The organism is Enterobacteriaceae bacterium Kacie_13, from assembly GCA_013457415.1.
Lineage (GTDB): Bacteria > Pseudomonadota > Gammaproteobacteria > Enterobacterales > Enterobacteriaceae > Rahnella.
On record CP045665.1, the window covers coordinates 3,580,836 to 3,603,391 of the forward strand.

General features: G+C 53.3%; 20 protein-coding genes, 1 tRNA gene and 1 pseudogene. 6 read left to right on the top strand and 16 right to left on the bottom strand.

Annotated features, from left to right (window positions below):
* Positions 1–192: 192 nt before the first annotated feature.
* From GE278_16280 to GE278_16310, 7 genes and pseudogenes are all read right to left on the bottom strand, one after another.
* Positions 193–555 (bottom strand): annotated as a pseudogene (locus tag GE278_16280) (integrase).
* 122 nt (positions 556–677) lie between these two features.
* Positions 678–753 (bottom strand) — tRNA-Thr (locus GE278_16285).
* A 159-nt stretch (positions 754–912) separates the two neighbouring features.
* Positions 913–2,166, bottom strand: coding sequence for a glutamate-5-semialdehyde dehydrogenase (gene proA / locus GE278_16290; protein QLK62237.1), 1,254 nt, complete (start codon positions 2,164–2,166; stop codon positions 913–915).
* Between the two features lie 9 nt (positions 2,167–2,175).
* A complete protein-coding gene (proB, locus tag GE278_16295; protein ID QLK62238.1) occupies positions 2,176–3,279 on the bottom strand; it encodes a glutamate 5-kinase in 1,104 nt (367 codons plus the stop codon).
* Positions 3,280–3,430: 151 nt separating this feature from the next.
* A complete protein-coding gene (locus tag GE278_16300; protein ID QLK62239.1) occupies positions 3,431–3,832 on the bottom strand; it encodes a sigma factor-binding protein Crl in 402 nt (133 codons plus the stop codon).
* Between the two features lie 63 nt (positions 3,833–3,895).
* Entirely contained in the window at positions 3,896–5,146 is a 1,251-nt protein-coding gene (frsA, locus tag GE278_16305; GenBank protein ID QLK62240.1) for an esterase FrsA, read from the bottom strand.
* A 177-nt stretch (positions 5,147–5,323) separates the two neighbouring features.
* Positions 5,324–5,782 (bottom strand): xanthine phosphoribosyltransferase, encoded by a 459-nt coding sequence (locus tag GE278_16310; protein QLK62241.1) that lies wholly within the window; start codon positions 5,780–5,782, stop codon positions 5,324–5,326.
* A 293-nt stretch (positions 5,783–6,075) separates the two neighbouring features.
* On the opposite strand from GE278_16310, the gene pepD reads away from it, so the two are divergent.
* A complete protein-coding gene (gene pepD / locus GE278_16315) occupies positions 6,076–7,536 on the top strand; it encodes a beta-Ala-His dipeptidase (protein ID QLK62242.1) in 1,461 nt (486 codons plus the stop codon).
* 129 nt (positions 7,537–7,665) lie between these two features.
* Here pepD and dinB read toward each other — a convergent pair whose 3' ends face one another.
* A complete protein-coding gene (gene dinB, locus GE278_16320) occupies positions 7,666–8,724 on the bottom strand; it encodes a DNA polymerase IV (protein ID QLK62243.1) in 1,059 nt (352 codons plus the stop codon).
* A gap of 283 nt (positions 8,725–9,007) precedes the next feature.
* Here dinB and GE278_16325 point away from each other — a divergent pair, with 283 nt between their 5' ends.
* Positions 9,008–9,733, top strand: coding sequence for a L,D-transpeptidase family protein (locus GE278_16325; protein ID QLK62244.1), 726 nt, complete (start codon positions 9,008–9,010; stop codon positions 9,731–9,733).
* Here the strand turns inward: GE278_16325 and GE278_16330 are convergent.
* On the bottom strand, positions 9,704–10,471 hold the full coding sequence (locus GE278_16330) for a class II glutamine amidotransferase (protein QLK62245.1): 768 nt from the start codon (positions 10,469–10,471) through the stop codon (positions 9,704–9,706). The two genes, GE278_16325 and GE278_16330, sit on opposite strands and share 30 nt — an antisense overlap.
* A 26-nt stretch (positions 10,472–10,497) precedes the next feature.
* Positions 10,498–11,079 (bottom strand): D-sedoheptulose 7-phosphate isomerase, encoded by a 582-nt coding sequence (gene lpcA / locus GE278_16335; GenBank protein QLK62246.1) that lies wholly within the window; start codon positions 11,077–11,079, stop codon positions 10,498–10,500.
* Between the two features lie 269 nt (positions 11,080–11,348).
* Here lpcA and GE278_16340 point away from each other — a divergent pair, with 269 nt between their 5' ends.
* Entirely contained in the window at positions 11,349–13,817 is a 2,469-nt protein-coding gene (locus tag GE278_16340; protein ID QLK62247.1) for an acyl-CoA dehydrogenase, read from the top strand.
* A gap of 90 nt (positions 13,818–13,907) precedes the next feature.
* Here the strand turns inward: GE278_16340 and GE278_16345 are convergent, their stop codons facing one another.
* The 3 genes from GE278_16345 to GE278_16355 form a co-directional block, all read right to left on the bottom strand.
* Positions 13,908–15,311 carry a porin gene (locus GE278_16345; protein ID QLK62248.1) on the bottom strand — a complete coding sequence of 468 codons (1,404 nt, stop codon included), beginning with the start codon at positions 15,309–15,311 and terminating at the stop codon, positions 13,908–13,910.
* 294 nt (positions 15,312–15,605) lie between these two features.
* Complete coding sequence (locus tag GE278_16350; protein ID QLK62249.1) at positions 15,606–16,076, bottom strand: DUF1456 family protein; 471 nt, start codon at positions 16,074–16,076, stop codon at positions 15,606–15,608.
* 95 nt (positions 16,077–16,171) lie between these two features.
* Complete coding sequence (locus GE278_16355) at positions 16,172–17,371, bottom strand: S-methyl-5-thioribose kinase (protein QLK62250.1); 1,200 nt, start codon at positions 17,369–17,371, stop codon at positions 16,172–16,174.
* Positions 17,372–17,488: 117 nt separating this feature from the next.
* Here GE278_16355 and mtnA point away from each other — a divergent pair, with 117 nt between their 5' ends.
* Entirely contained in the window at positions 17,489–18,517 is a 1,029-nt protein-coding gene (mtnA, locus tag GE278_16360) for an S-methyl-5-thioribose-1-phosphate isomerase (protein QLK62251.1), read from the top strand.
* A 75-nt stretch (positions 18,518–18,592) separates the two neighbouring features.
* Here mtnA and GE278_16365 read toward each other — a convergent pair whose 3' ends face one another.
* From GE278_16365 to GE278_16375, 3 genes are read right to left on the bottom strand one after another with little or no spacing between them, the layout of a single operon-like run.
* Positions 18,593–19,138: an acireductone dioxygenase gene (locus GE278_16365; GenBank protein ID QLK62252.1), complete on the bottom strand. Its 546-nt coding sequence runs from the start codon at positions 19,136–19,138 to the stop codon at positions 18,593–18,595.
* Positions 19,139–19,149: 11 nt separating this feature from the next.
* Entirely contained in the window at positions 19,150–19,836 is a 687-nt protein-coding gene (gene mtnC / locus GE278_16370; GenBank protein ID QLK62253.1) for an acireductone synthase, read from the bottom strand.
* A complete protein-coding gene (locus tag GE278_16375; protein QLK62254.1) occupies positions 19,833–20,447 on the bottom strand; it encodes a methylthioribulose 1-phosphate dehydratase in 615 nt (204 codons plus the stop codon). The genes mtnC and GE278_16375 overlap by 4 nt, the downstream gene beginning before the upstream one ends.
* 187 nt (positions 20,448–20,634) lie before the next feature.
* Between GE278_16375 and GE278_16380 the strand changes: the two genes are divergently transcribed.
* Together GE278_16380 and GE278_16385 are read left to right on the top strand one after the other, a co-directional pair.
* The gene (locus GE278_16380) at positions 20,635–21,795 is read left to right on the top strand and encodes an aminotransferase class I/II-fold pyridoxal phosphate-dependent enzyme (GenBank protein QLK62255.1); all 1,161 of its coding nucleotides are present in this window, start codon (positions 20,635–20,637) and stop codon (positions 21,793–21,795) included.
* Positions 21,783–22,556: an amidohydrolase gene (locus GE278_16385; protein ID QLK62256.1), complete on the top strand. Its 774-nt coding sequence runs from the start codon at positions 21,783–21,785 to the stop codon at positions 22,554–22,556. Before GE278_16380 ends, GE278_16385 begins: the two co-directional genes overlap by 13 nt.

Consider the following 22,556-nt stretch of genomic DNA (forward strand, 5'->3'; position numbering starts at 1 on the left):
GAAATCTGAAGGATACAAAACTAATTACCAAGGTGATAAAAAACGAAAAAAAATTTCGCATCAACAGTTATAGAGACCCCCCCCTTCTCCGGAACAGAGTGAGCCTTTATCCCCATGTTAACTACACATAAAATTCATGTAGTTAATACACATGATTTAAGCACCGCTCGATTCTGCTTTCAGGCCACTACACTCCAGTGCCTGTAGCGAAAGCGGCACCAAGTGCGGTGTTCGCATTTTAGAACCTCTGTGCGAATACTTAACGCCTGGAAGTGGTTTGCGTTCAGAGGGGATAGTCCACATCGATTTATCAAAATCTATCTCCGACCAGCGAGCAAAGCGTAGTTCACTGGAACGAATGAAAATCAGCAGTGTCAACTTTGTCGCCAGTACCGTCAGTGGCTGCCCCTTGTAGGATTCGATTCGATTGGTAAGTTCATTAATACGATCGAGAACGAGAGCCGGTCGGTGCTGACGCTTTACAGTTGTCAGGGCCCCCGCCATATCATTAGCAGGGTTATAGCTGATAATGCCAGATTGCGCCGCATATCGCATAAATACGCTGTTGCAGGTAGAATTTGATTGAATTGGGTTGAGGTGAAATTGGTGAGAATGGTTGATTTAGATGGTCATACAAAGCAAAAGCGGACCTATATGGAGTTCCGTTGATGTGAATTTGGTGCCGACTACCGGAATCGAACTGGTGACCTACTGATTACAAGTCAGTTGCTCTACCTACTGAGCTAAGTCGGCATTTTGAGATGTTACCGGGGAACTACGGGGTCATAAATTATTGAAATTTGACGCTGCCGTCAAGCCCCTGACGATGCGTTTGCTGCTTTTCTCGTCGTTCCGCGCAAATTAATGAATTCGCACCGGTTTCATAAACAAAAATCCACCGGTGCAACGCCGTTACGGACGCACTAAATCGTCGCCGTAACCAATCCATTTGTAGGTCGTCAGGGCTTCTAATCCCATCGGACCGCGGGCGTGCAGTTTTTGCGTACTGACCGCGACTTCTGCGCCTAAACCAAACTGACCGCCGTCGGTGAAACGAGTGCTGGCGTTGACGTACACCGCAGAGGAATCAACCTCACGCACGAAGCGGTCAGCACTGCTGATAGAACGGGTGAGGATTGCATCGGAATGCTCGGTGCCGTAGGTGCGGATATGCGCCACGGCGGCGTCCAGACTGGCGACCACAGTGACGTTCAAGTCCAGCGACAACCATTCGTCCTGATAATCCTCCTCAGATACAGCCAGCACTTTCGCCGGGCCATTTTGCAGATGCGGCATGGCGGATTCACTGGCGTGCAGTGTCACACCTGCACGATGCATTCTGGCGCTCAGCTCTGGCAGGAAACGCGCGGCAATTGCCTGATGAACCAGCACGGTTTCCAGGCTGTTACAGGCGCTCGGGCGCTGCACTTTCGCGCTTTCAATCACGGTCAGCGCTTTGTCGAAATCGACGCTCTCATCCACAAAGGTATGACACACACCGATACCGCCGGTGATCACCGGAATGGTAGATTGCTCGCGGCAAAGCTTGTGCAGTGCAGCGCCACCGCGTGGGATCAGCATGTCTACGTATTTATCCAGGCGCAGCAGCTCGGCCACCAGTGCGCGATCCGGGCTTTCGATCGCCTGAACCGCGGCTTTCGGCAACCCGCACTCTTCAAGCGCCTGCTGAATGACTTTGACCGCTGCCTGATTGGTATGATGCGTCTCTTTACCGCCGCGCAGGATCACCGCGTTGCCGGTTTTCAGGCACAGACTGGCGACGTCGATGGTGACGTTCGGGCGCGCTTCATAAATCACGCCAATCACGCCAAGCGGCACACGGCGGCGCTCGAGGCGCAGACCGCTATCCTGTAATGAACCATCAATCACCTGCCCGACCGGATCGCTCAGGCGGCAGACATCGCGCACGTCGCTGGCGATTGCAGACAAACGGGCGGGCGTCAGCAACAGGCGGTCGAGTAAGGCTTCGCTCATGCCACTTTCGCGTGCAGTGGACATGTCTAGCTCGTTGGCAAGAATAATGCTCTGGCTGTCGGCCTCAAGCATATCGGCCATCAGCATCAGCGCGCGGTTTTTCTGCGCTGTGCTGAGGGTGGCAAGCTGCCAGGACGCCGCTTTGGCGGCCTTGCCCATCTCGTTAAGCATGGTAACTCCTTAACTGACAATCATGTCGTCACGATGTACGGCCACCGGGCCGTACTCATAACCGAGAATATCGCTGATCTGCTGGGAATGATGACCGGCAATCATGCGCATCGCATCGCTGTTGTAGCGGCTGACGCCATGCGCCAGATCGCGCCCGTTCAGATTACGAATACGGATCACTTCGCCACGCGAAAAATCGCCTTTCACTTCGCGAATGCCTTTTGGCAACAGCGAACTGCCGCGTTCGAGCATCGCCGCGACTGCACCATCATCAATGGTGATTTCACCGGCAGGCGGTGCGCCGAAGATCCAGCGTTTGCGGTTCTCCAGCGGTGTCTCCATCGCATGGAAACGTGTACCGACGGACACACCATTGATCACATCTGCGATAACACCCGGAAGATTCCCGGCGGCAATAATGGTATCGACACCCGCACGGCACGCGACGTCCGCCGCCTGCAATTTGGTGGCCATGCCGCCGGTACCAAGGCCAGAGACACTGTCACCGGCGATGCCGCGCAGGGCGTCGTCGATGGTGGTGATCTCACGGATCAGCTCCGCTTCGGGATTGGTGCGCGGATCGGCGGTGAACAGGCCGCGCTGGTCGGTCAGCAGCAGCAGTTTATCGGCACCGGCCAGGATCGCCGCCAGCGCAGATAAATTATCGTTGTCACCGACTTTGATCTCGGCCGTCGCCACCGCATCGTTCTCATTAATCACCGGGACGATATGGTTATCGAGCAGCGCATTCATAGTGTCGCGGGCGTTCAAAAAACGCTCACGGTCTTCCAGATCGGCGCGGGTAAGCAGCATCTGGCCAATATGAATGCCATAAATCGAGAACAATTGCTCCCAGAGCTGAATTAAACGGCTTTGCCCGACGGCAGCCAGCAGCTGTTTGGAAGCAATGGTGGCGGGGAGTTCGGGGTAGCCAAGGTGTTCGCGCCCGGCGGCAATCGCGCCCGAGGTCACAATCACAATCCGATGCCCTGCCGCATGTTGCTGCGCGCACTGGCGGACAAGCTCAACAATGTGAGCCCGGTTGAGGCGGCGGGAACCGCCAGTGAGCACGCTGGTGCCCAGTTTTACAACCAGTGTTTGGCTGCCACTCATAGTCATCTGCCGTTTAATTAGTGTGTTTGATTGAGTTGAAACGCTTTGCTTTGATGTGTTTGTATCAGGAGAGAAGCGTTATGCCAACCGGCATAACGCTATAATAGCAGCATTCATGATGGGAATGGGTAGTACACAATGGTGCAAAAGGTCAGGCAGAAAGCTTCACCGGTTCTTCGCTGAAATCATCAGCAGGTTCCAGTTTGAAAGACATTTCTACGATCATGGCATTGAGTTTTTTGTGAAACCCTACCAATGTCGTCTCAAGCTTCTCGCGAACTTCAGCATCCTTAATGTTTTGAGCCTTCCAGTCGCCTTCTTTGTCGAACAAACCGAAGTGATACACATAGGTAAAACGTTCGGCTTCGGCCTGTAACTCAATCCACCAGCCCCAGAACTCACGCTTCTCTGGCGCGGGCTTCACGTTGACACAGACAGCTAAGCAGTCAAAGAAAAAGCGGTCGTTCTCGCATTTCCCTTCTCTAATGTACGGCCCCAACGTACCGAAACGTTTCATTAGTCTGCTTTTAGGATGACCACTTGGTAACGTCATAGTACAACCTCCATATAAAGACGATCCTTTTTAGCAAAACGTTAAGAATAAGCAACCATTAAGTTATTGCATTCTCTTTTGCAGCCATTCGCAAATCTCATGTAATGCACGATCAAAATGCTGATAAAGCGGCTCACTCTGGATTGCCATCAGCTTGCCGTCAGAGGAGGAATCCGCTATCAGCTTCGCTTCACTCTTCGGACTGAACACGTCGTTCTCCCAGTATGCGGCCAGCATCGGCGTCGGCGTTCTGCGCCCCAGCAGCCCCTGCATTTTGAGAGAATAACGATTAAGTTCGGTTTTCAGCGCAGAGTCCGACGCGCTGGACATGCCGATGCGGCTGGCGAGCACGTCCATGTACATATCCGGCACCTGTTCCTGACATTTTGGATCACTGAGCAACGTATGCACCAGTGCACCCAGCGTGGCGACAGCGCGCACGCGGCGCGGTTCGAGATACGCCAGACGCACGGCAACATTGGCACCAAAACGGTAACCAAGCAGGCTGACGCGACCGGCATCCACCCACGGCACATTCGGCAACTGCTGCAACACCTGCTGATGCAGGAAACTGGTGTCCTGCGTCAGTTTCCACTTCGCGGAAAACCCGATCGACGGCATGTCGATGGTCAGCATCGCAATGCCCATCGGCGCAAGATAAGAACGGAATAGTCGCTGATGATCACTTTGTAACGTATCCAGGCCGCCGCAAACCATCACTGTCGGAAAAGGCGCTTTGCCTTCATTCGGCAGGTGCAGGAAACCGGTGATTGGCGCGCCGCCGGGGATCGCAAAATCCAGTTCTTTGAGTTCGTAAGGCGAATGTTCAGAGGATTTCTCGAACGCTTTATTCGCCAGGGCTTCGGCCTGTTCCGCCAGCGTATCCCCTTTCAGATGCGGATAACCGGCGATGCTGTAAAGGTTGGCGGCTTTCAGCCAGTATTCGCTGGCCAGATCCGCATCCTGCTCTTCTGCGGCTTTTTTCTGCCAGAGCATGGCCTGATTCGACCATTCATAAATCCAGTTGCCGTTGCGATAGCCGATAACCGTATCCAGCAGCAGCGGATCGCTGTGCTCGGCTTTGCAAACAGCAATGCGCGACAGCACTTCTTCTACTTCGAGCGGATCCACGCCGCGCCACATCCACATCAGACGGTTAATGGTCCGGTACCAGCAATTCACCGTATCGCCTTCCAGCGCTGAGTGCATCGGCGGATGTATATTGTGATGATGAACGCGGCGAACCAGCGTCGAGGTTTCCGGGTATTTGAAGGAAGGTTTGAACAATTTTTCCGTGAGATTGACTGGCGCCATAATGCATGATCCTCCGTTAGCAAGCAGATGGTCGCCCGCAGGCCACCCTTTCATGAGGGGATTATAACGTGTTAACGGTGCGACAAGACAGGAGTGTGGTCAAGCGAAAGGGATTTCAAGCCAATGAAAGCAAAACGCCCGGCAATGAGCCAGGCGTCTTTTATAAGGCGGAGGAGATTATTTTCCCACTAAAGGCGGAACAAACACGACGCCCATATCCCACGGCTGTTCGATCCAGGTGTTCTGCGGGATATCTATCACGTAGTCATCGACCAGCGGTGCGCCAGCCGGTTTCGCAAAGATAGTGATGAAGTGAGCTTTCGGGTACATCTCACGGATGGCTTTCGCGGTGCCGCCAGTGTCTACCAGATCATCGATTACGATGAAGCCTTCACCGTCGCCTTCTGCGCGTTTCAGCACTTGCATTTCGCGCTGATTATCATGGTCGTAGCTGGAGATGCAGACGGTGTCTACGTGACGGATACACAGTTCACGCGCCAGTAACGCCGCAGGAACCAGGCCGCCACGGCTGACTGCAATAATGCCTTTCCATTGTTCTGCCGGCAGCAGGCGTTTAGCCATCGTACGGGCGTGGATTTGCAGCATGTCCCAGGTTACAACGTATTTTTCGCTCATAAAGGTGTCCCAGCCAGTGAAAAGACGGCTTCTAAGAATGTATTCGGGGGAAAAAAGGTTGCGCGGGATTATAGAGATTCTGGCTCACAAAAACCAGCGATTATCTGGCTGGCTGAGCCTAAAAAGACCGGATTTTCTCCCCGCATACGCGCACAGCGAAAGATTAAGTGATATTCTGTCAGGCCACTCGCCACAACGTCTGGCGGGGATTACTTAACCTTAAACCTACAGCATCTCAATCAGTTCGCCTGCACATGGAGCCTGAATGAGCTGACTGTTACAGGAGACTTATAGTGTCTGAACTGTCTCAGCTTTCGCCACAACCGTTGTGGGATATTTTTGCCAAAGTATGTTCAATTCCGCATCCTTCTTATCATGAAGAAGCGCTGGCAAAACACATTGTTGAATGGGCACAGGAAAAAGGTATCCACGCTGAGCGTGATGAAGTCGGCAACATTTTGCTGCGTAAACCGGCCACCAAAGGCATGGAAAACCGTAAAGCGGTCGCCCTGCAGGCTCACCTCGACATGGTGCCGCAGAAGAACAACGATACCGTTCATGATTTCACTAAAGATCCGATCCAGCCGTTCATTGAAGACGGTTGGGTAAAAGCACGCGGCACCACGCTGGGTGCTGATAACGGTATTGGTCTGGCATCTGCGCTGGCAGTGCTGGCTGATGAAAGCGTTGAACACGGTCCGCTGGAAGTCCTGCTGACCATGACTGAAGAAACCGGCATGGCGGGCGCATTTGGCCTGCAACCAAACTGGTTACAGTCTGAAATCCTGATCAACACCGATTCCGAAACCGAAGGCGAAATCTACATGGGTTGCGCAGGCGGCATCGACTTCACTGCTACGCTACCGCTGAGCCGTGAAGCCGTTCCGGCCGGTTTCACCACGCTGAAACTGACCCTGAAAGGCCTGAAAGGCGGTCACTCCGGCGCTGACATTCATCTGGGTCTGGGCAACGCAAGCAAATTGCTGGCGCGTTTCCTGGCCGATCACGCCGACTCTCTCGGCCTGCGCCTGCTGGACTTCACCGGCGGTACGCTGCGTAACGCGATTCCGCGCGAAGCCATTGCTACGCTGGCGATTGCCTCTGATAAATCTGACGCATTGAAAGCGGCTGCGCAGGAATTCCTGGCGACGATTCAGTTTGAACTGTCTGCGGTAGAGAAGAAAATTGCGCTGGTGGTTGAAGCGGCACAAACCAACGCGAAAGCGCTGACAGTGGAAACGCAGGGTAAATTCCTCGCACTGCTGAACGCCACACCAAACGGTGTTATCCGCATGAGTGATGACGTGAAAGGCGTGGTTGAAACTTCCCTGAACGTCGGCGTCGTCACCATGAAAGATGACGAAGTGGCGATCAACAGCCTGATCCGTTCCCTTATCGACAGCGGAAAAGAGTATGTGGTCAGCATGCTGAACTCACTGAGCGCGCTGTCTGGTGCGAAAAGTCTGGCAAAAGGCAGCTATCCGGGCTGGAAGCCAGAGCCAAGTTCACCGGTGATGACGCTGGTGCGTGAAACTTACGAAACGTTGTTCAACAAAACCCCGAACATCATGGTGATCCACGCCGGTCTGGAATGCGGCCTGTTCAAAAAACCGTATCCGGACATGGACATGGTCTCCATCGGGCCAACCATCACTGGCCCGCACTCGCCGGATGAGCAGGTTGAAATCGAAAGCGTTGAGCTGTACTGGAAACTGCTGACGGCGTTGCTGAAGGCGATTCCTGAACGCAATTAATACTCGATCCCCTAAATCATTCGGGCTGTATCAAGGCGACAACTGAGTAAAACCCGGGAGCATACATCAGTATGTGACCGGGGTTTGCGAGGGCAGGCAACGCAGAGACAGCTTGAAGGATGACGGGGATTATTCCCAGGGCAACAGCAACTGCCGCTCTATTTGCGGATCCTGCAACGTCACGTGCAGCCCCACCAGCCTGACGCCGCGCCCGCCCCGCCGTTGTTCCCATGCTTCCCGCGCCACTTTCAGTAAATCTTCCTTATTAAGCACCGGCCAGACGTGCTCCTGCGTGGTCTGTTGGAAATCATGAAATTTGAGTTTTACACCCTGTCGCGCAATGCGAAGAGTAGGGCTGACTTTGCTCAGTCGCGTATGTAATTCGGGGTATAAACGGTCGATCAGCGCCACACACTCTTCCCAACTGTGAATGTCTTCCGCCAGCGTCCGCTCGACGCCAACCGATTTACGCAGTCGTTCAGCGGAAATTTCCCGCTCGTCAATTCCCTGACAGCGCTCCCACAGGACACGACCAAACTTGCCGAAACCCTTGAGTAACGTAGCGAGATCGTAGCGCTGCACGTCGCCGCAGGTGGTAAGCCCATGTTCGTGCAAGCGCTGCGCGGTGACTTTGCCAACCCCAGGAATTTTGCTCAGCGGCAAATTTTGCAAAAAAGCCTCGACTTTATCCGGCGTGATCACGAACTGGCCATTGGGTTTATTCAGGTCAGAGGCGATTTTTGCCAGAAACTTGATCGGCGCGATACCTGCCGAGGCGGTCAGATTGATTTCATCAGATATCGCCTGACGGATTTCTGCGGCGATAAGGGTTGCCGAGCCGTTGCACTGGGTGGCATCGGACACGTCCAGATACGCTTCGTCGAGAGACAAAGGTTCGATAAGCGGTGTATAACGCGCAAAGATTTCGCGGATGTGGTTTGAAGCTTCTTTATAAGCATCCATTCTGCCGGGGATAACTTTCAGGTGCGGGCAAAGTTTTAGCGCCATCCCGGTAGGCATCGCGCTGTGGACCCCGAATTTTCGGGCAGGATAGTTGGCGGTGCTGATCACACCGCGGCGATCGCGACTGCCGCCGATGGCGATAGGAATATCGCGCAGGGAAGGATCATCGCGCATCTCGACGGCCGCGAAAAAGCAGTCCATATCCACATGAATGATTTTACGCATAGCCCTCCCCTTGATAACTGTATAAGTATACAGTGAAGATGTGCATTTTCAAACATGGAAAATGGCGGTCAATTTGGCTTAATTAATCACCGATTCTGGCAAGCGCAGATAATTAACAATACGACACTCATTATTCATTATTTGGTGATTGCTAAAATATTAATCAGTATTAATATGGCAACGTTTCAGACAGGCAGTACATAAGAAATCAATCAGTGGCGGTCTTAAAGATGATCTCATCTGAGAGACAAAACATCAGAATTATTATCAAGCAGGATTTAGAATGATCAGAATCGCGCTGTTCCTTGCGATGCTCCTCAGTTTGCCTTTATTTACAGCAAATTACGCCGTGGCCAGCGAACCTGTCCCGGTTAACGCTGCGCTTAAAAAGCAGTTGTTAGGCGCTCCGGTATATATCCAGATTTTCAAGCAAGAACGTAAACTCGAATTGTATGCCCAGCTCGACGGCGAATTTCGTCTGATCGGTAGCTACGGCATCTGCGACTTCTCTGGTGGTTTAGGGAATAAACGTCGCGAAGGTGATTTCAAAAGCCCGGAAGGTTTCTACAACGTGGATATCCACCACCTGAAACCAGACAGCCGCTTTTATCGCGCGATCAATATCGGTTTCCCGAACGCCTACGACATTTCTCAGGGTTACTCAGGCAAGTATCTGATGATCCACGGCAACTGTAAATCCATTGGTTGCTACGCGATGACCGACGGCTACATGGATGAAATCTTCACCTATGTTCAGGCCGCTTTCCAGTACGGTCAGCGTAATCTGCAAATCAGCATTTATCCGTTCCGGATGACCGATGCCAACATGCAGGCGCACAAGAACTCAAGCTACATCAACTTCTGGCGTCAGCTACAGCCGGGGTACGCGTACTTTGAGAAACACCATCAGGCACCGAATGTGGTGGTGACGAACGGTCAATATGAAGTGCTTCAGCCGCTGTCCAATACCCCGCTGTCCTCACAGCTGGCGTTCACCCAGGTGAAATAACGCGAACTCGCCTGGAGCAATCTTGTTCCAGGTTTCGTTTGCGGTCAGCGGTTGCGTGGCAATCACGGTGACGACATCATTGGGTGTCGTCTGCTGCTGAAAATCAATCTCCACATCCTGATCCAACAACGTGGCCTTACCGAACGGCGCACGGCGGGTGATCCAGTACAGATTTGTCGAACAATAGGCCATCACAAAATGCCCGTCCGACAACAGCATGTTAAACACCCCTTTCTGCCGTAACTCATCCGCCAGCGACGCAATGTAGCGAAACACGGCAGGCCAGCTCGCAGGCCGGCGCGGATAACGTTCCGTCAATTTGTGCAGCAGCCAGCAAAAAGCGTATTCGCTGTCAGTCTGGCCGATCGGGCGCAGCGTGCCGGTATCGAGCTGGCGATAACCGCGCAACTGACCGTTGTGCGCATAGGTCCAGTTGCGGCCCCAAAGTTCGCGGGTAAAAGGATGAGTATTTTCCAGCGCCACTTCGCCACGGTTTGCCTGACGAATATGGGAAATCACCGCGCAGGATTTGATCGGGTATTCCTGAACAAGGCGGGCGATGGGCGAATTAAAGCTCGGCAGCGGATCTTTAAAAGTACGACAACCATTCCCCTCGTAGAAGGTAATGCCCCAGCCGTCTTTATGCGGGCCTGTCCCGCCACCGCGCTGCACTAATCCACTGAAGCTAAAGCAAATATCAGTAGGAACGTTAGCGCTCATCCCGAGCAATTCGCACATCTCCCGCCTCCTTTACAACAAAGGTCTTACGCCTTCGCCATCTCTTTTTCGATCAAAAGAATTAAAATATGAATGACTTTAATATGGATTTCCTGCACCCGGTCTGCAAAACCAAAATGCGGAACGCGGATTTCCACATCTGCGGAACCATCCATTTTACCGCCGTCTTTACCGGTCAGGGTAATGACTTTCATGCCTTTGGCACGGGCAGCTTCAATGGCTTTAATCACGTTACCGGAATTGCCTGAAGTTGAGATGCCAAGCAGCACGTCGCCTTTCTGGCCAACGGCTTCCAGATAGCGGGAGAAGATGTATTCGTAGCCGAAATCGTTGCCTACGCAGGAGATGTGGCTGACGTCGGAAATTGCAATCGCCGGATAGCCCGGACGGTTTTCACGGTAGCGGCCTGTCAGTTCTTCCGCGAAGTGCATGGCGTCGCAGTGTGACCCGCCGTTGCCGCAGGAAATCACTTTCCCGCCTGCTTTGAATGAATCCGCCAGCAGTACTGCTGCACGTTGAATAGACTCAATATTTGCCGGATCGCTGATGAATTTATTCAGCGTTTCAGCAGCTTCGTTCAGTTCAGTACGGATAATATCCTGGTACATAGCAACCTCTTTTATGTCCATTTGCAGCCGTGTTAAACGCGGCCGATAGCAATAAAACTTTCCGCTGTGCAGTGTAACGGATCGACTGATCGGCGAGAAGCAATGAAGCGGTAATGATTCCGATAGTTTCATTTTTTGACGCTTCGTGCGGCCGGTTTGTGAGCTGTGTTGTAATTAGTATGTAAACACATTGATAAAGAAATGAGCATGGACTAAAACCATTATATCCCTACAACAGGTCAGACCTCCTACTACTCAGGAGCTTTACTATGATGGTTCTCAGCATTGTTGCATTTGTCGTTATCCTGGGCGCGCTGTTCTATCACCGCGTCAACCTTACCCTTAGCAGCCTGATTTTACTGGCATTTACCGCCATAATGGGCGCGATTAATCTGTGGACACTGTGGCTTTTGCTGCCGCTGGCGATCATTTTGCTGCCACTGAACATCCCGGCTGTACGCCGCGCATTATTCTCCGGACCGGCGCTTCGCACATTCCGTAAGGTCATGCCCGCCATGTCCCGCACGGAAAAAGAAGCCATTGAAGCCGGTACAACATGGTGGGAAGGCGATCTGTTTGGCGGTAAGCCAGACTGGAAAAAATTGCAGGATTACCCGGAACAACGCCTGACCGAGGAAGAGCAGCGCTTTATCGACGGCCCGGTGGAAGAAGCCTGTCGTATGGCAAATGATTTTGAAATAACTCATGAACTGGCGGATTTGCCACCGGAGCTGTGGGCGTATCTGAAAGAACATCGCTTCTTCGCGATGATCATTAAGAAAGAGTACGGCGGTCTGGAATTCTCCGCTTACGCTCAGGCACGCGTTTTACAGAAACTAGCCGGAGTGTCCGGCATTCTGGCAATCACCGTGGGCGTACCAAACTCCCTCGGCCCTGGCGAGCTGCTGCAACATTACGGCACCGAGGAACAGAAAGATCACTATCTGCCGCGTCTGGCTGAAGGTCTGGAAATCCCGTGCTTCGCGCTGACCAGCCCGGAAGCCGGTTCTGATGCCGGTGCGATCCCAGATTTCGGTATCGTCTGTAAAGGCCAATGGCAGGGCAAAGAAGTGCTCGGCATGCGCCTGACGTGGAACAAGCGTTACATCACGCTCGCGCCGATTGCCACCGTGCTCGGTCTGGCGTTCAAACTGAAAGATCCCGATCACCTGCTCGGCAATGACACTGAACTGGGTATTACCTGCGCACTGATCCCAACGGATACCAAAGGCGTGGAAATTGGTCACCGTCACTTCCCGCTTAACGTCCCGTTCCAGAACGGACCTACGCGCGGTAATGACATCTTCGTGCCAATTGATTACATCATCGGCGGCCCGAAAATGGCCGGTCAGGGCTGGCGTATGCTGGTCGAGTGCTTGTCCGTTGGCCGTGGCATTACACTGCCGTCTAACTCCACCGGCAGCCTGAAATCACTGGCGCTGGCGACCGGCGCTTACGCTTATATCCGCCGTCAGTTCAAACTGCCTATTGGTAAAATGGAAGGGATTGAAGAACCGCTGGCACGCATTGCGGGCAACGCTTATGTGATGGATGCCGCGGCAACGCTTATCACCAACGGCATCATGCTCGGCGAAAAACCGGCTGTGCTCTCGGCAATTGTGAAATATCACTGTACCCACCGTGGCCAGCGCGCCGTGATGGATGCGATGGATATCACCGGCGGGAAAGGCATTATGCTCGGGAAAAGCAACTTTGTGGCCCGTACCTATCAGGGCGCGCCAATTGCGATTACCGTTGAAGGCGCCAATATTCTCACCCGAAGTATGATTATCTTTGGTCAGGGCGCGATCCGTTGCCATCCTTACGTTCTGCGTGAAATGGCGGCGGCAGAGAAAAACGATCTGATCGATTTCGACCGCGCCCTGTTCGGTCATCTCGGTCACGTCGGCGGCAACACTATGCGCAGTTTCTGGCTCGGCCTGACCGGGGGTCGCACCAGCGATACACCGGTGAATGATGCCACCGCCCGCTACTATCAGCACATCAACCGTCTGAGTGCCAATCTGGCGCTGCTGGCGGATGTGTCAATGGGCGTGCTCGGCGGCAGCCTGAAACGTCGCGAACGTATTTCGGCGCGCCTCGGCGATATCCTCAGCCAGATGTATCTGGCAACCGCCACGCTGAAACGTTTTGATGAAGAAGGCTGTCACGAAGCCGATTTACCTCTGGTTCACTGGGGCGTGCAGGATTGTCTGCATCAGGCAGAAGTGGCGATTGACGATTTACTGCGTAACTTCCCGAACCGCTTCATCGCGGGTGTCATGCGTCTGGTGGTGTTCCCGTTGGGCGGCTCTCATGCGGCACCGTCTGACCGTCTGGATCATGAACTGGCGCGCATTCTGCAGGTGCCGTCCGCGACCCGCAGCCGTATTGGTCGTGGTCAGTATCTGACGCCAAGCGAGCACAATCCGGTCGGTCTGCTGGAGCAGGCGCTGGAAGATATTCTGGCCGCCGAACCGGTTCATAAACGCTTGTGCGATGCGATGGGTAAAAAGCTGCCGTTCACCCGTCTGGATATTCTGGCGCAGAAAGGTCTCGACGCTGGTCATCTGAGTGCCGACGATGCGCGTATTCTCAGCCGCGCGGAAGAAAGCCGTCTGCGTTCTATCAACGTTGATGAATTCGAGCCGCACGAACTGGCCGCGCACCAGCCGAAGGAAGAGAAAACCAGCGTAAAAAAGGATGAAGCGAAACCGCGTCATACCGAAGCCGCATAATCCCTAAGATTAACGGATCCCAAAAGCCTGAGTGTTTACGCACCCAGGCTTTTTTAGTCTCTCTAAAATTACCCTAAATAATTCAGGTAATCAGAAGAAGTATTTGAAGCGGACACGCCCGCCATAGCGCTGATCGCTGTCGTTATCATTGCTGTAATGTTTATCCGCTTCCAGCATCGACACATACGCGCCCAGATAAACATTGAAGTTCTGCATATTCATTACGTTCGGGATCAGGTAACTCGCGTGAATTGTATGAATATCATAGCTGCCTGGTTCGCTGAACCAGTCATCACCGGCGTTATCGTTATCCATCGGGCGCAGGCCGTTGGCATTAAATTCCTCTATGCGGTTATGTGCGAAGATGTAACCCAGCTCGAAGTTCTTCCACAGCGCATTGGTGCCGATAGTGAAATCTTTCTCGTCAGAAGCATCCATGTACGCGGTACTCAGGTTCGCCACGATACCGTCCTGCGGATCGGCCTTCTGGCCGTTCCACGTCATCGTCATACCGTAACCATTACGCTTAGACTGATCGATGGTTTCGCCCTGATCGTTCTTATAGCCGTAAGCATTATTGACGACGTTGGTTTCCATTGCCGCCGCGATGGAGAACGCCTCCCCTTTCCAGGCAATGATCGGACGCAGATACGCGACGTTTTTATCCTGCTCGAGTTTGTTGCCGTGATAGTTCTGATCGGCAAACAACGATGTGCCGTTTTCCATCAGCGTATTCAGCTCGAAATACCAGTTGCCGATATTTTTGTTCAGCAGAATATTACCGCCGCTGTCACTACGTCCGCGCCCTTCTTTCATCATGTACACGTAGCCATAGCCGTCTGCGTACAGATCGTTGGCGGTGTTACCGGAGTATTCGATAAAAGTATCCTGATTCAGCGGGAACATATCGTACGCTTCGAAGCGGCCGATTTTAGCCATCCAGTTTTTCTCTTCACCGAAGAAGAAGGCCGCATCATCGACATTGGTCGAACCGTTTAAATCTGCAGTCGGTTGCACGGAGAAACCGGAGAATTGCCCGTTGTCATTACGGCGGTAACCATCAAGGCCGATCAACAAACGGCCATTAACATCCCAGCGTTCATTGCTGCCCGCCCATTTATTTCCGTCACCGCTTTTAGCCGATATTAATTGGCCGGTACGGCTTGCGCCGTCTACGTTAAATTCCACGTCACCATACAGTTTCAAATTATCGAAGCCATTTAGCGTTAATGGTTTGCTGGTCGAAATACCGTCAGATTTCACTTCCACCGGTGTAGCTTCTTTCACGCTGGCAATTTCCTGCTCGCGTTGTACATCTTGTTTTTTCAACTGTTGGATCTGTTTCTCTGCCGTATCTGCCCGCGCTTCAGCCTGCTGAAGACGCTGTTCAAGCAATGCCATCCGGGCTTCCAGACTGGAGGATGAACCCGAAGCCAGTGCGGAGCCAGACACAGCAAGACCAATCAATAAAGCAATCGGTTTAATTCTTCTCATATGGTGATGTCCTTTTCTTATACCCAGATTAACGATCAGCATTGAATTAAATTCAGCTGTATTATTTTAATAAAATAAGAGCCAGAGGCGTTTTGGCGAGATGAGAAGATAATAGGCACAGGAATGAGCTGTCAAAAAACAAACCGGTGAAACGTGAAGTAAAACTGATATAACGAAATTTCGTTGTTAGGAAACCAATAAACGTAAAACGGGACGCTTTTATTCAAAGCGCCCCGTTTACTATGTTATTCAGATAAATATATTTTGATTATTTATCGGCTGAATGTTCATTACTCAGCTTTTTTTAGGACGGACTTTAGCAGTCAGACCTTTCAGGAAATAACGCAAAACCTGATCGCCGCACGGGCGGTAGTTCTTGTGGCCTTCTTTGCGGAAGAACGCACTCAGTTCACCTTCGGAGACTTTGAAGTCGGCTGCATTGAGCACGGCGATCAAATCTTCGGTTTTCAGCTCAAACGCCACACGCAGTTTTTTCAGCATGATGTTATTGGTCAGACGTTTTTCAACTTCCGGCGCAGGGAAACGGTCATCTTTACCACGTTTGAAAGTAATCAGGCCGTTGAGGAAGTTAGCCATCACTTCGTCAGGCACTTCCATATAACCTTCTTCGTCTTCTTTTTTCAGATAACGGGACATCACGTCAGGGCTGACCGGCGTGCCCGTTGTCTTAAGGATCTCAATCAGTTGACCTTCGCTCATATCCAGCATGTAGCGGACGCTGCGTAAGACATGGTTGTGCATCATAATTCTGTATTCCTGTTAAAAGTAAACCGAGGAAATGCCACCGGGTTTACCCCTACGCACCTCGAAGGCGGGCATTATACAAGAAACTCACAGGATTAGCTGAACTGACGGATGCGTGCGATGAGAGACTCCACGTCGTCAATTTGTGATGCCGTAATAATTAACTTTTGCCCCAGGCTCAGCGCATGACGCTGGCAATCGGCGCGCATCGCGTCATCTTTGATAGCATCGAGATCGGCTACGTGTGCCAGCCCGATAGTGCGGCGGATCAGTTCCGCGCCGCAGTAGCCGACCGCATCGCGCCAGACGTCCTGCAGGAAAAGTTCTGCATAGCCGGCTTCCGCCAGTGCCGGATCCTGAGATTTTTCACGTGCCAGTTGCAGGAAGCGTTCGTTAAAACTCAGCCACAACTCTCGCACATCTTTCAGGCGTTGCTCACGGCCCTCCGCCGCCTCGCGCACGCCCACCAGCCCCGGCAGACCGCAATAGTTCAACAGAAGGTTACCCATAGCCGAACCCGGATCAAATCCGATCGGTCCGTAATAGCCAAACTCGGCATCAATCGCTTTCAGTTTACCTTCGGCGACAAAAATTGAGCCGCTGTGAATATCGCCGTGCAGCAGTGCTTCGGCTTTACTCAGGAAACGGTGTTTCAGCGAAGCCACCGCCAGACGCAGTGGTTTATCTTCACGCAGCGCATTCACTTCCGGCAGCAACAGCGGGTCAAAATTATTGCGCTCGTGATCGACATACGGATCGGTGAAGAACAGATCTTCGGTTATCTGGCACAGTTCCGGATTGGTAAACCGCGAAACTTCGGCTTTCTTAGTCTGCGCATTCTGGTAAAAATCGGAAGTGTGGAACAGCGTCTGTGCCAGATATTCCCCCAGCTGGCTGGCGGCCTGCGGAAAATACTTCCCCTGCACCAGCTCGCTGCGCCAGATCTGATGATCCGACAAATCTTCCTGCACCATCACCGCCAGTTCCGCATCGTGATGTAAAACGGTGACGGTATGCTGCGGACAATATTTTCCGTGAATAATCAGGGTTTCGGCTTCGATCCGCGCACGGTCTAACGTCAGTGGCCAGGATTCCCCCACGCAACGCACGTAAGGCAGCGCCTGTTTGACAATCACCCGGCTTTTCCCCGCCGTATCGCGGATCTTAAATACCAGATTCAGGTTTCCGTCACCGATCTCATCGGCGGTCACCAGGGATTGCGGATCCGCCACGCCACCAAACTGGCGGGCATATTCAACGGCATCTGCGGCGGTAAACGTGTGATAGCGCGACATCCTGACCTCTCGAATTCTTTTTTCAGCCTTAAAAGCGTTTAGACGTCTATACATCTATAAAACATGTTGGCAGAATAAGTAATCAGATGCAACCGGGCAACAAGGATTTAACTAATCATGCAAAGCCTCACAACCACCAGTTTACGTATTCGTGAAAATCAGCTGTGGATCCTCGATCAGCAGGCTCTGCCACAGCGTTCCGACTGGCGTGAATGCCGCGACGTCAGTGAACTGGTGGATCACATCCGCACCCTGCGCGTGCGCGGCGCACCGCTGATTGGCTTATCCGCCAGCCTGCTTCTGGCGTTGCTGGCCGAGCACGGTATGCCTCAGGCAGAACTGCATCATTCACTTGATCGGCTTCGCGCTTCGCGCCCGACGGCAGTGAACCTGATGAACAATCTCGACCGGATGAAAATCGCTTTGCAGCAGCCTGATTTCGTCTCAGCGATGGTGGATGAAGCGTTGCGCTTAGTAGATGAGGATCGCGCATTGTGCGACAGCATCGCGACCTATGGTGCCCCTCTGGTCACCCCCAGCAGCCGCTTACTGACTCACTGCAACACAGGCGGACTGGCAACCGCAGGCGTCGGTACCGCGATTGGCGTTATCCGCCGCGCGCACGAACAGGGCCATGTGCAGCAGGTTTGGGTAGATGAAACCCGACCGTTGTTACAAGGCGGACGTCTTACTGCCTGGGAGCTTGGCGAGCTGGGCATTCCCTATCAGCTGATTTGTGATTCGATGGCCGCCAGCCTGATGGCGCAAAAACAGGTCGATGCCATTTGGGTCGGCGCTGACCGTATCGCCGCCAACGGTGATGTAGCGAACAAAATCGGCACTTACAGCCTGGCCGTTCTGGCGAAATATCACGGTATTCCGTTTTACGTCGCCGCGCCGCACACCACGCACGATCCGCACTGTCCGAATGGCGCCGCCATCCCAATCGAACAACGCGATGCCCGTGAAGTTACCGGCGTTTCTGGCAGCTTTGGTGCCGTTCAGTGGGCACCCACGGATGCGCAGGTGTATAACCCGGCGTTTGATGTGACACCGGCAGAATTGATCAGCGGATGGGTCTGGGATGGCGGCGTGATTACACCAGAGCAGGTTCGGGATGGGGTGTTTGCGAAGGCGTTGAAGTAACCTTTTCCCGTCCCAGCAAACTGGGGAGAAGGACTCGTTTTTACTCCTCCCCTGCGAAGGGGGAGGAGTAAAACATCACTCTCCCAGCCTCGGATACGCATCCGCTATCTTATCGCCCGTAAAGTGCGCTACCCATCCTTCCTGATTATCAAACACGCGTATCGCCGTAAATGACGGAGATCCGCCCATATCAAACCAGTGGCGGGTATTGGCAGGAACGGAAATCAGATCATTTTTCTCACACAGGATCTGGAAAATTTTATCGTTAAGATGCAGACAAAATAGCCCGGCGCCTTCGACAAAGAAACGCACCTCATCTTCGCCGTGGGTATGCTCGGAGAGAAATTTAGTGCGCAGCACTTCGCGCTGTTCATTGTCAGGGCGCATGCTGATGACATCCCAGCTCTGATAGCCCTTTTCGGCTACCAGCTTATCGATTTCGTGCTGATAGGCGGCGATCACGTCCTGCGGCTGCGGGTTATCGCCTAAATCACGATCGGCCTGCCAGCGCTCGAAACGCACGTCAATTTTGTTCAGTTCGGCGGCAATGGCGTCGCCGTCACGGCTTTCCCAGAGGGGAGCCGAAGGATCCTGGTCACTAAAAATCGTCAATGCACTCATGGTCAACCCTCTTATAAGAATGTTTCTAAGGCTATCTGATCAAAACGATTAACTTGCAGGTGATCGCTGACATCATCGGCGTCGTCGCGGATCAGCTGACAGGTGTGCCAGCCCGCTGAGCGTGCGGCGTCGAGTTCCTGACGGATGTCGGATAAAAACAGTACATCCTGTGGCGGTAAAATCAGTTGTTCGGCGATGTTTTGATACGACTCCGTCTCGCGCTTGGCACCCACACGGGTATCAAAATAACCACTGAACAGCGGCGTTAAATCTCCTGCGTCGCTGTGACCGAACAACAGTTTTTGCGCATCTACCGAACCGGAAGAATAGACGCAGAGCTTCAGGCCATCTTTATGCCACGCCCGCAACTGCGGCGCGACGTCGTCATACAAATGCCCGCGGAAATCCCCGTTTTCATAGCCGGTACGCCAGATGATGCCCTGCAACACTTTCAGCGATGTCGATTTCACATCGTTATCCATATAAGTGAAAAGTTGTTCGATCAGCGCTTCGATGCTGGCCTGTGGCCGGTCAATTTCGGCCCGCAGGCCGTCCAGTGCGGCCGCGACGTCCGCCTGTTCGTGCTCCTGACGCAGGAATTCGGCCAGACGCTGACGTGCATAAGGGAATAACACCTGATGCACAAAACGGATGTCAGTGGTGGTGCCTTCAATATCAGTGACAATGGCGCGGATCATTTTGCCTCCAGCAGACGACGTTGCAGTTCACACTGGAACAGAAATTCCAGACCTTCCAGATGGCGACGCGCCTCGGCCACATCTTTGCCCCAGCAGGTTAACCCGTGGCCCCGCAGCAGAAAACCATACTGCAGTGGCGCGTGCTCTGTTGAAGCCATAATTTTATCAGCCAGCGTGGAAATTTCCTGACTGTTGTCAAAAATAGGAATAAGCACCCGATCCAAATGCGTCGTCTGTCCGCTGAGGGATTTCTGCATCTCGTAGCCTTCCAGTACCAGCGTGCCGCTGCGTTCCACACGGGACAGCACCGTCGAATTCACTGAATGAGTATGCAGCACCGCGCCAATTTGCGGGTCGTGCGAATAAAGCATGGTATGCAGACCGGTTTCTGCAGAAGGACGACGCCCGCCCGGCGCCAGACCGCTTGCCAGTTCGACCAGCAGAAAATCCTCTGCGGTCAGCGAGCCTTTGTCTTTGCCCGATTCGGTGATAAGGCAATGTTCCGCGCCCGAACGCACCGACATATTGCCGCCGGTCGCCGGGCTCCAGCCCTTCTGACCAATCCAGTGACAGGCCGCCAGCAGCGCGCCCAGTTGCAAATTTTCTGTCATCGTATTCCTGAAAAACCGTACGTTGATGGGCTGAAAGTGAGGTAAAAATCGCGATATATAAATATTTGATATGTTCTAGACTGAATTGGCATTTAGCCATCTAAGCGTCTTGATTGCCAAATATTAACATCGTGTTATATTGTGAGCAACATCGCTATCTGCACCGGTCCAGGAGTATTGACCCGCCATGAGCACAGCCGCACTGATCCCCGAAAGCAAACTTCCCGCGTTAGGCACCACGATTTTTACTCAAATGAGTGCCCTGGCGCAGAAACATAACGCAATTAATCTCTCGCAAGGATTTCCTGATTTCGACGGCCCCGAGTATCTGCGTGAGCGTCTGGCGTATCACGTCAGCCAGGGTTCTAATCAGTACGCGCCGATGACCGGAACTGCGCCGCTGCGCGAAGCCATTGCCGCGAAAACGGAACAAATTTACGGGTTCGCGCCCGACGCGAATAGCGATATCACCATCACTGCCGGGGCGACTGAATCCCTCTACATTGCCATTACCGCGCTGGTGTCGAAAGGTGATGAAGTGATTGCCTTTGATCCCAGCTACGACTGCTATGCGCCTGCGGTAGAACTGGCGGGCGGCGTGATGAAACGCATCCAGCTCCAGCCGCCGGAATTCAAAGTCAACTGGGCGGAATTTGCCGACCAGATTACCGACCGCACCAAACTGGTGATCATCAACACCCCGCACAATCCGTCGGCGACTGTCTGGCAAGACAGCGACGTCGAGCAGCTCTGGCAGACAATCGCCGACCGCCACATTTTTGTACTGAGCGACGAAGTCTACGAACATATCTGCTTCTCACCGCAAGGCCACGCCAGCGTGTTGCGCCATCCGCTGCTGCGTCAGCGCGCCATCGCGGTTTCGTCGTTTGGTAAGACTTATCACATGACTGGCTGGCGCGTCGGGTATTGCATCGCGCCTGCTGTCATCAGCGCCGAACTGCGTAAAGTGCATCAGTATCTGACGTTTTCAATCACCACACCGGTTCAGCTGGCGCTGGCGGATATGCTGCGTGAAGCACCAGAACACTGGCAGGAATTACCGACATTTTATCAGGCTAAGCGCGACCGCCTGGCGCAGGGACTGGCCAACAGCCGCCTGAAAGTATTGCCGAGTCAGGGAACCTATTTCCTGCTGGTCGATTACAGCGATGTATCGGATCTGGACGATGTTGCATTCTGCCACTGGCTGACTGAACATGTGGGGGTGGCGGCCATTCCGATGTCGGTATTCTGCGCCGCGCCATTCCCACATAAACTGATCCGGCTGTGCTTCGCCAAACAGGAAGCCACGCTGGACGCGGCCTCGGAGCGCCTGTGTCAACTTTAAAACTGTCCGTACTGCAACAGCCGCTGGTCTGGCTTGATGGCGAGGCTAACCTCGCTCATTTCGACGGCCTGCTTGGCGCGCTGACCGGCAGGGATTTGATTGTCCTGCCGGAAATGTTCACCACCGGCTTTGCCATGCAGGCACCGGCCAGTGCATTGCCACAATCTCGTGTGGTGCAGTGGCTGCAACAGTGGGCACAAAAACTCAATGCGATGGTGGGTGGCAGCGTGGCGCTGAGCACCCCCGAAGGCGCCGTGAACCGCTTTTTGCTGGTAGAACCGCAGGGACACGTACATTTTTACGATAAGCGCCATCTGTTCCGCATGGCGGGTGAGCACAACTATTATATTCCCGGCAAACGTCGTGAAATCGTTGAATGGCGCGGCTGGCGTATCCTGCCACAGGTCTGTTACGACCTGCGTTTCCCGGTCGCTTCGCGCAATAATCAGGATTACGATCTGGCGCTGTATGTCGCCAACTGGCCAGCGCGCCGCAGTCATCACTGGCAGACGCTGCTTACCGCCCGTGCCATTGAAAATCAGGCCTACGTGGCCGGATGTAACCGCGTCGGCGATGACGACAACGGCCATCATTATAGCGGCGATAGCCTGATCATCAATCCGCTGGGCGAAGAGCTGGCGCGCGCCGAGCCAGGTTCAGCGATGATCATTGAGGCCGAACTGTCGCTGGAAGCATTGCAGGATTACCGGGAGTCCTTCCCCGCCTGGCGTGATGCAGATACGTTTTTACTGCACGATTAA

Bases quoted from the DNA above. Each gene is read 5' to 3' on its own strand.
- proA (QLK62237.1), bottom strand. From the start codon at position 2,166: ATGCTTAACGAGATGGGCAAGGCCGCCAAAGCGGCGTCCTGGCAGCTT.
- GE278_16375 (QLK62254.1), bottom strand. From the start codon at position 20,447: ATGACAGAAAATTTGCAACTGGGCGCGCTGCTGGCGGCCTGTCACTGG.
- GE278_16310 (QLK62241.1), bottom strand. From the start codon at position 5,782: ATGAGCGAAAAATACGTTGTAACCTGGGACATGCTGCAAATCCACGCC.
- GE278_16380 (QLK62255.1), top strand. From the start codon at position 20,635: ATGAGCACAGCCGCACTGATCCCCGAAAGCAAACTTCCCGCGTTAGGC.
- GE278_16330 (QLK62245.1), bottom strand. From the start codon at position 10,471: ATGTGCGAATTGCTCGGGATGAGCGCTAACGTTCCTACTGATATTTGC.
- GE278_16300 (QLK62239.1), bottom strand. From the start codon at position 3,832: ATGACGTTACCAAGTGGTCATCCTAAAAGCAGACTAATGAAACGTTTC.
- mtnA (QLK62251.1), top strand. From the start codon at position 17,489: ATGCAAAGCCTCACAACCACCAGTTTACGTATTCGTGAAAATCAGCTG.
- dinB (QLK62243.1), bottom strand. From the start codon at position 8,724: ATGCGTAAAATCATTCATGTGGATATGGACTGCTTTTTCGCGGCCGTC.
- GE278_16355 (QLK62250.1), bottom strand. From the start codon at position 17,371: ATGTCGCGCTATCACACGTTTACCGCCGCAGATGCCGTTGAATATGCC.
- GE278_16340 (QLK62247.1), top strand. From the start codon at position 11,349: ATGATGGTTCTCAGCATTGTTGCATTTGTCGTTATCCTGGGCGCGCTG.
- GE278_16325 (QLK62244.1), top strand. From the start codon at position 9,008: ATGATCAGAATCGCGCTGTTCCTTGCGATGCTCCTCAGTTTGCCTTTA.
- GE278_16365 (QLK62252.1), bottom strand. From the start codon at position 19,138: ATGAGTGCATTGACGATTTTTAGTGACCAGGATCCTTCGGCTCCCCTC.
- lpcA (QLK62246.1), bottom strand. From the start codon at position 11,079: ATGTACCAGGATATTATCCGTACTGAACTGAACGAAGCTGCTGAAACG.
- frsA (QLK62240.1), bottom strand. From the start codon at position 5,146: ATGGCGCCAGTCAATCTCACGGAAAAATTGTTCAAACCTTCCTTCAAA.
- GE278_16350 (QLK62249.1), bottom strand. From the start codon at position 16,076: ATGATGCACAACCATGTCTTACGCAGCGTCCGCTACATGCTGGATATG.
- proB (QLK62238.1), bottom strand. From the start codon at position 3,279: ATGAGTGGCAGCCAAACACTGGTTGTAAAACTGGGCACCAGCGTGCTC.
- mtnC (QLK62253.1), bottom strand. From the start codon at position 19,836: ATGATCCGCGCCATTGTCACTGATATTGAAGGCACCACCACTGACATC.
- GE278_16345 (QLK62248.1), bottom strand. From the start codon at position 15,311: ATGAGAAGAATTAAACCGATTGCTTTATTGATTGGTCTTGCTGTGTCT.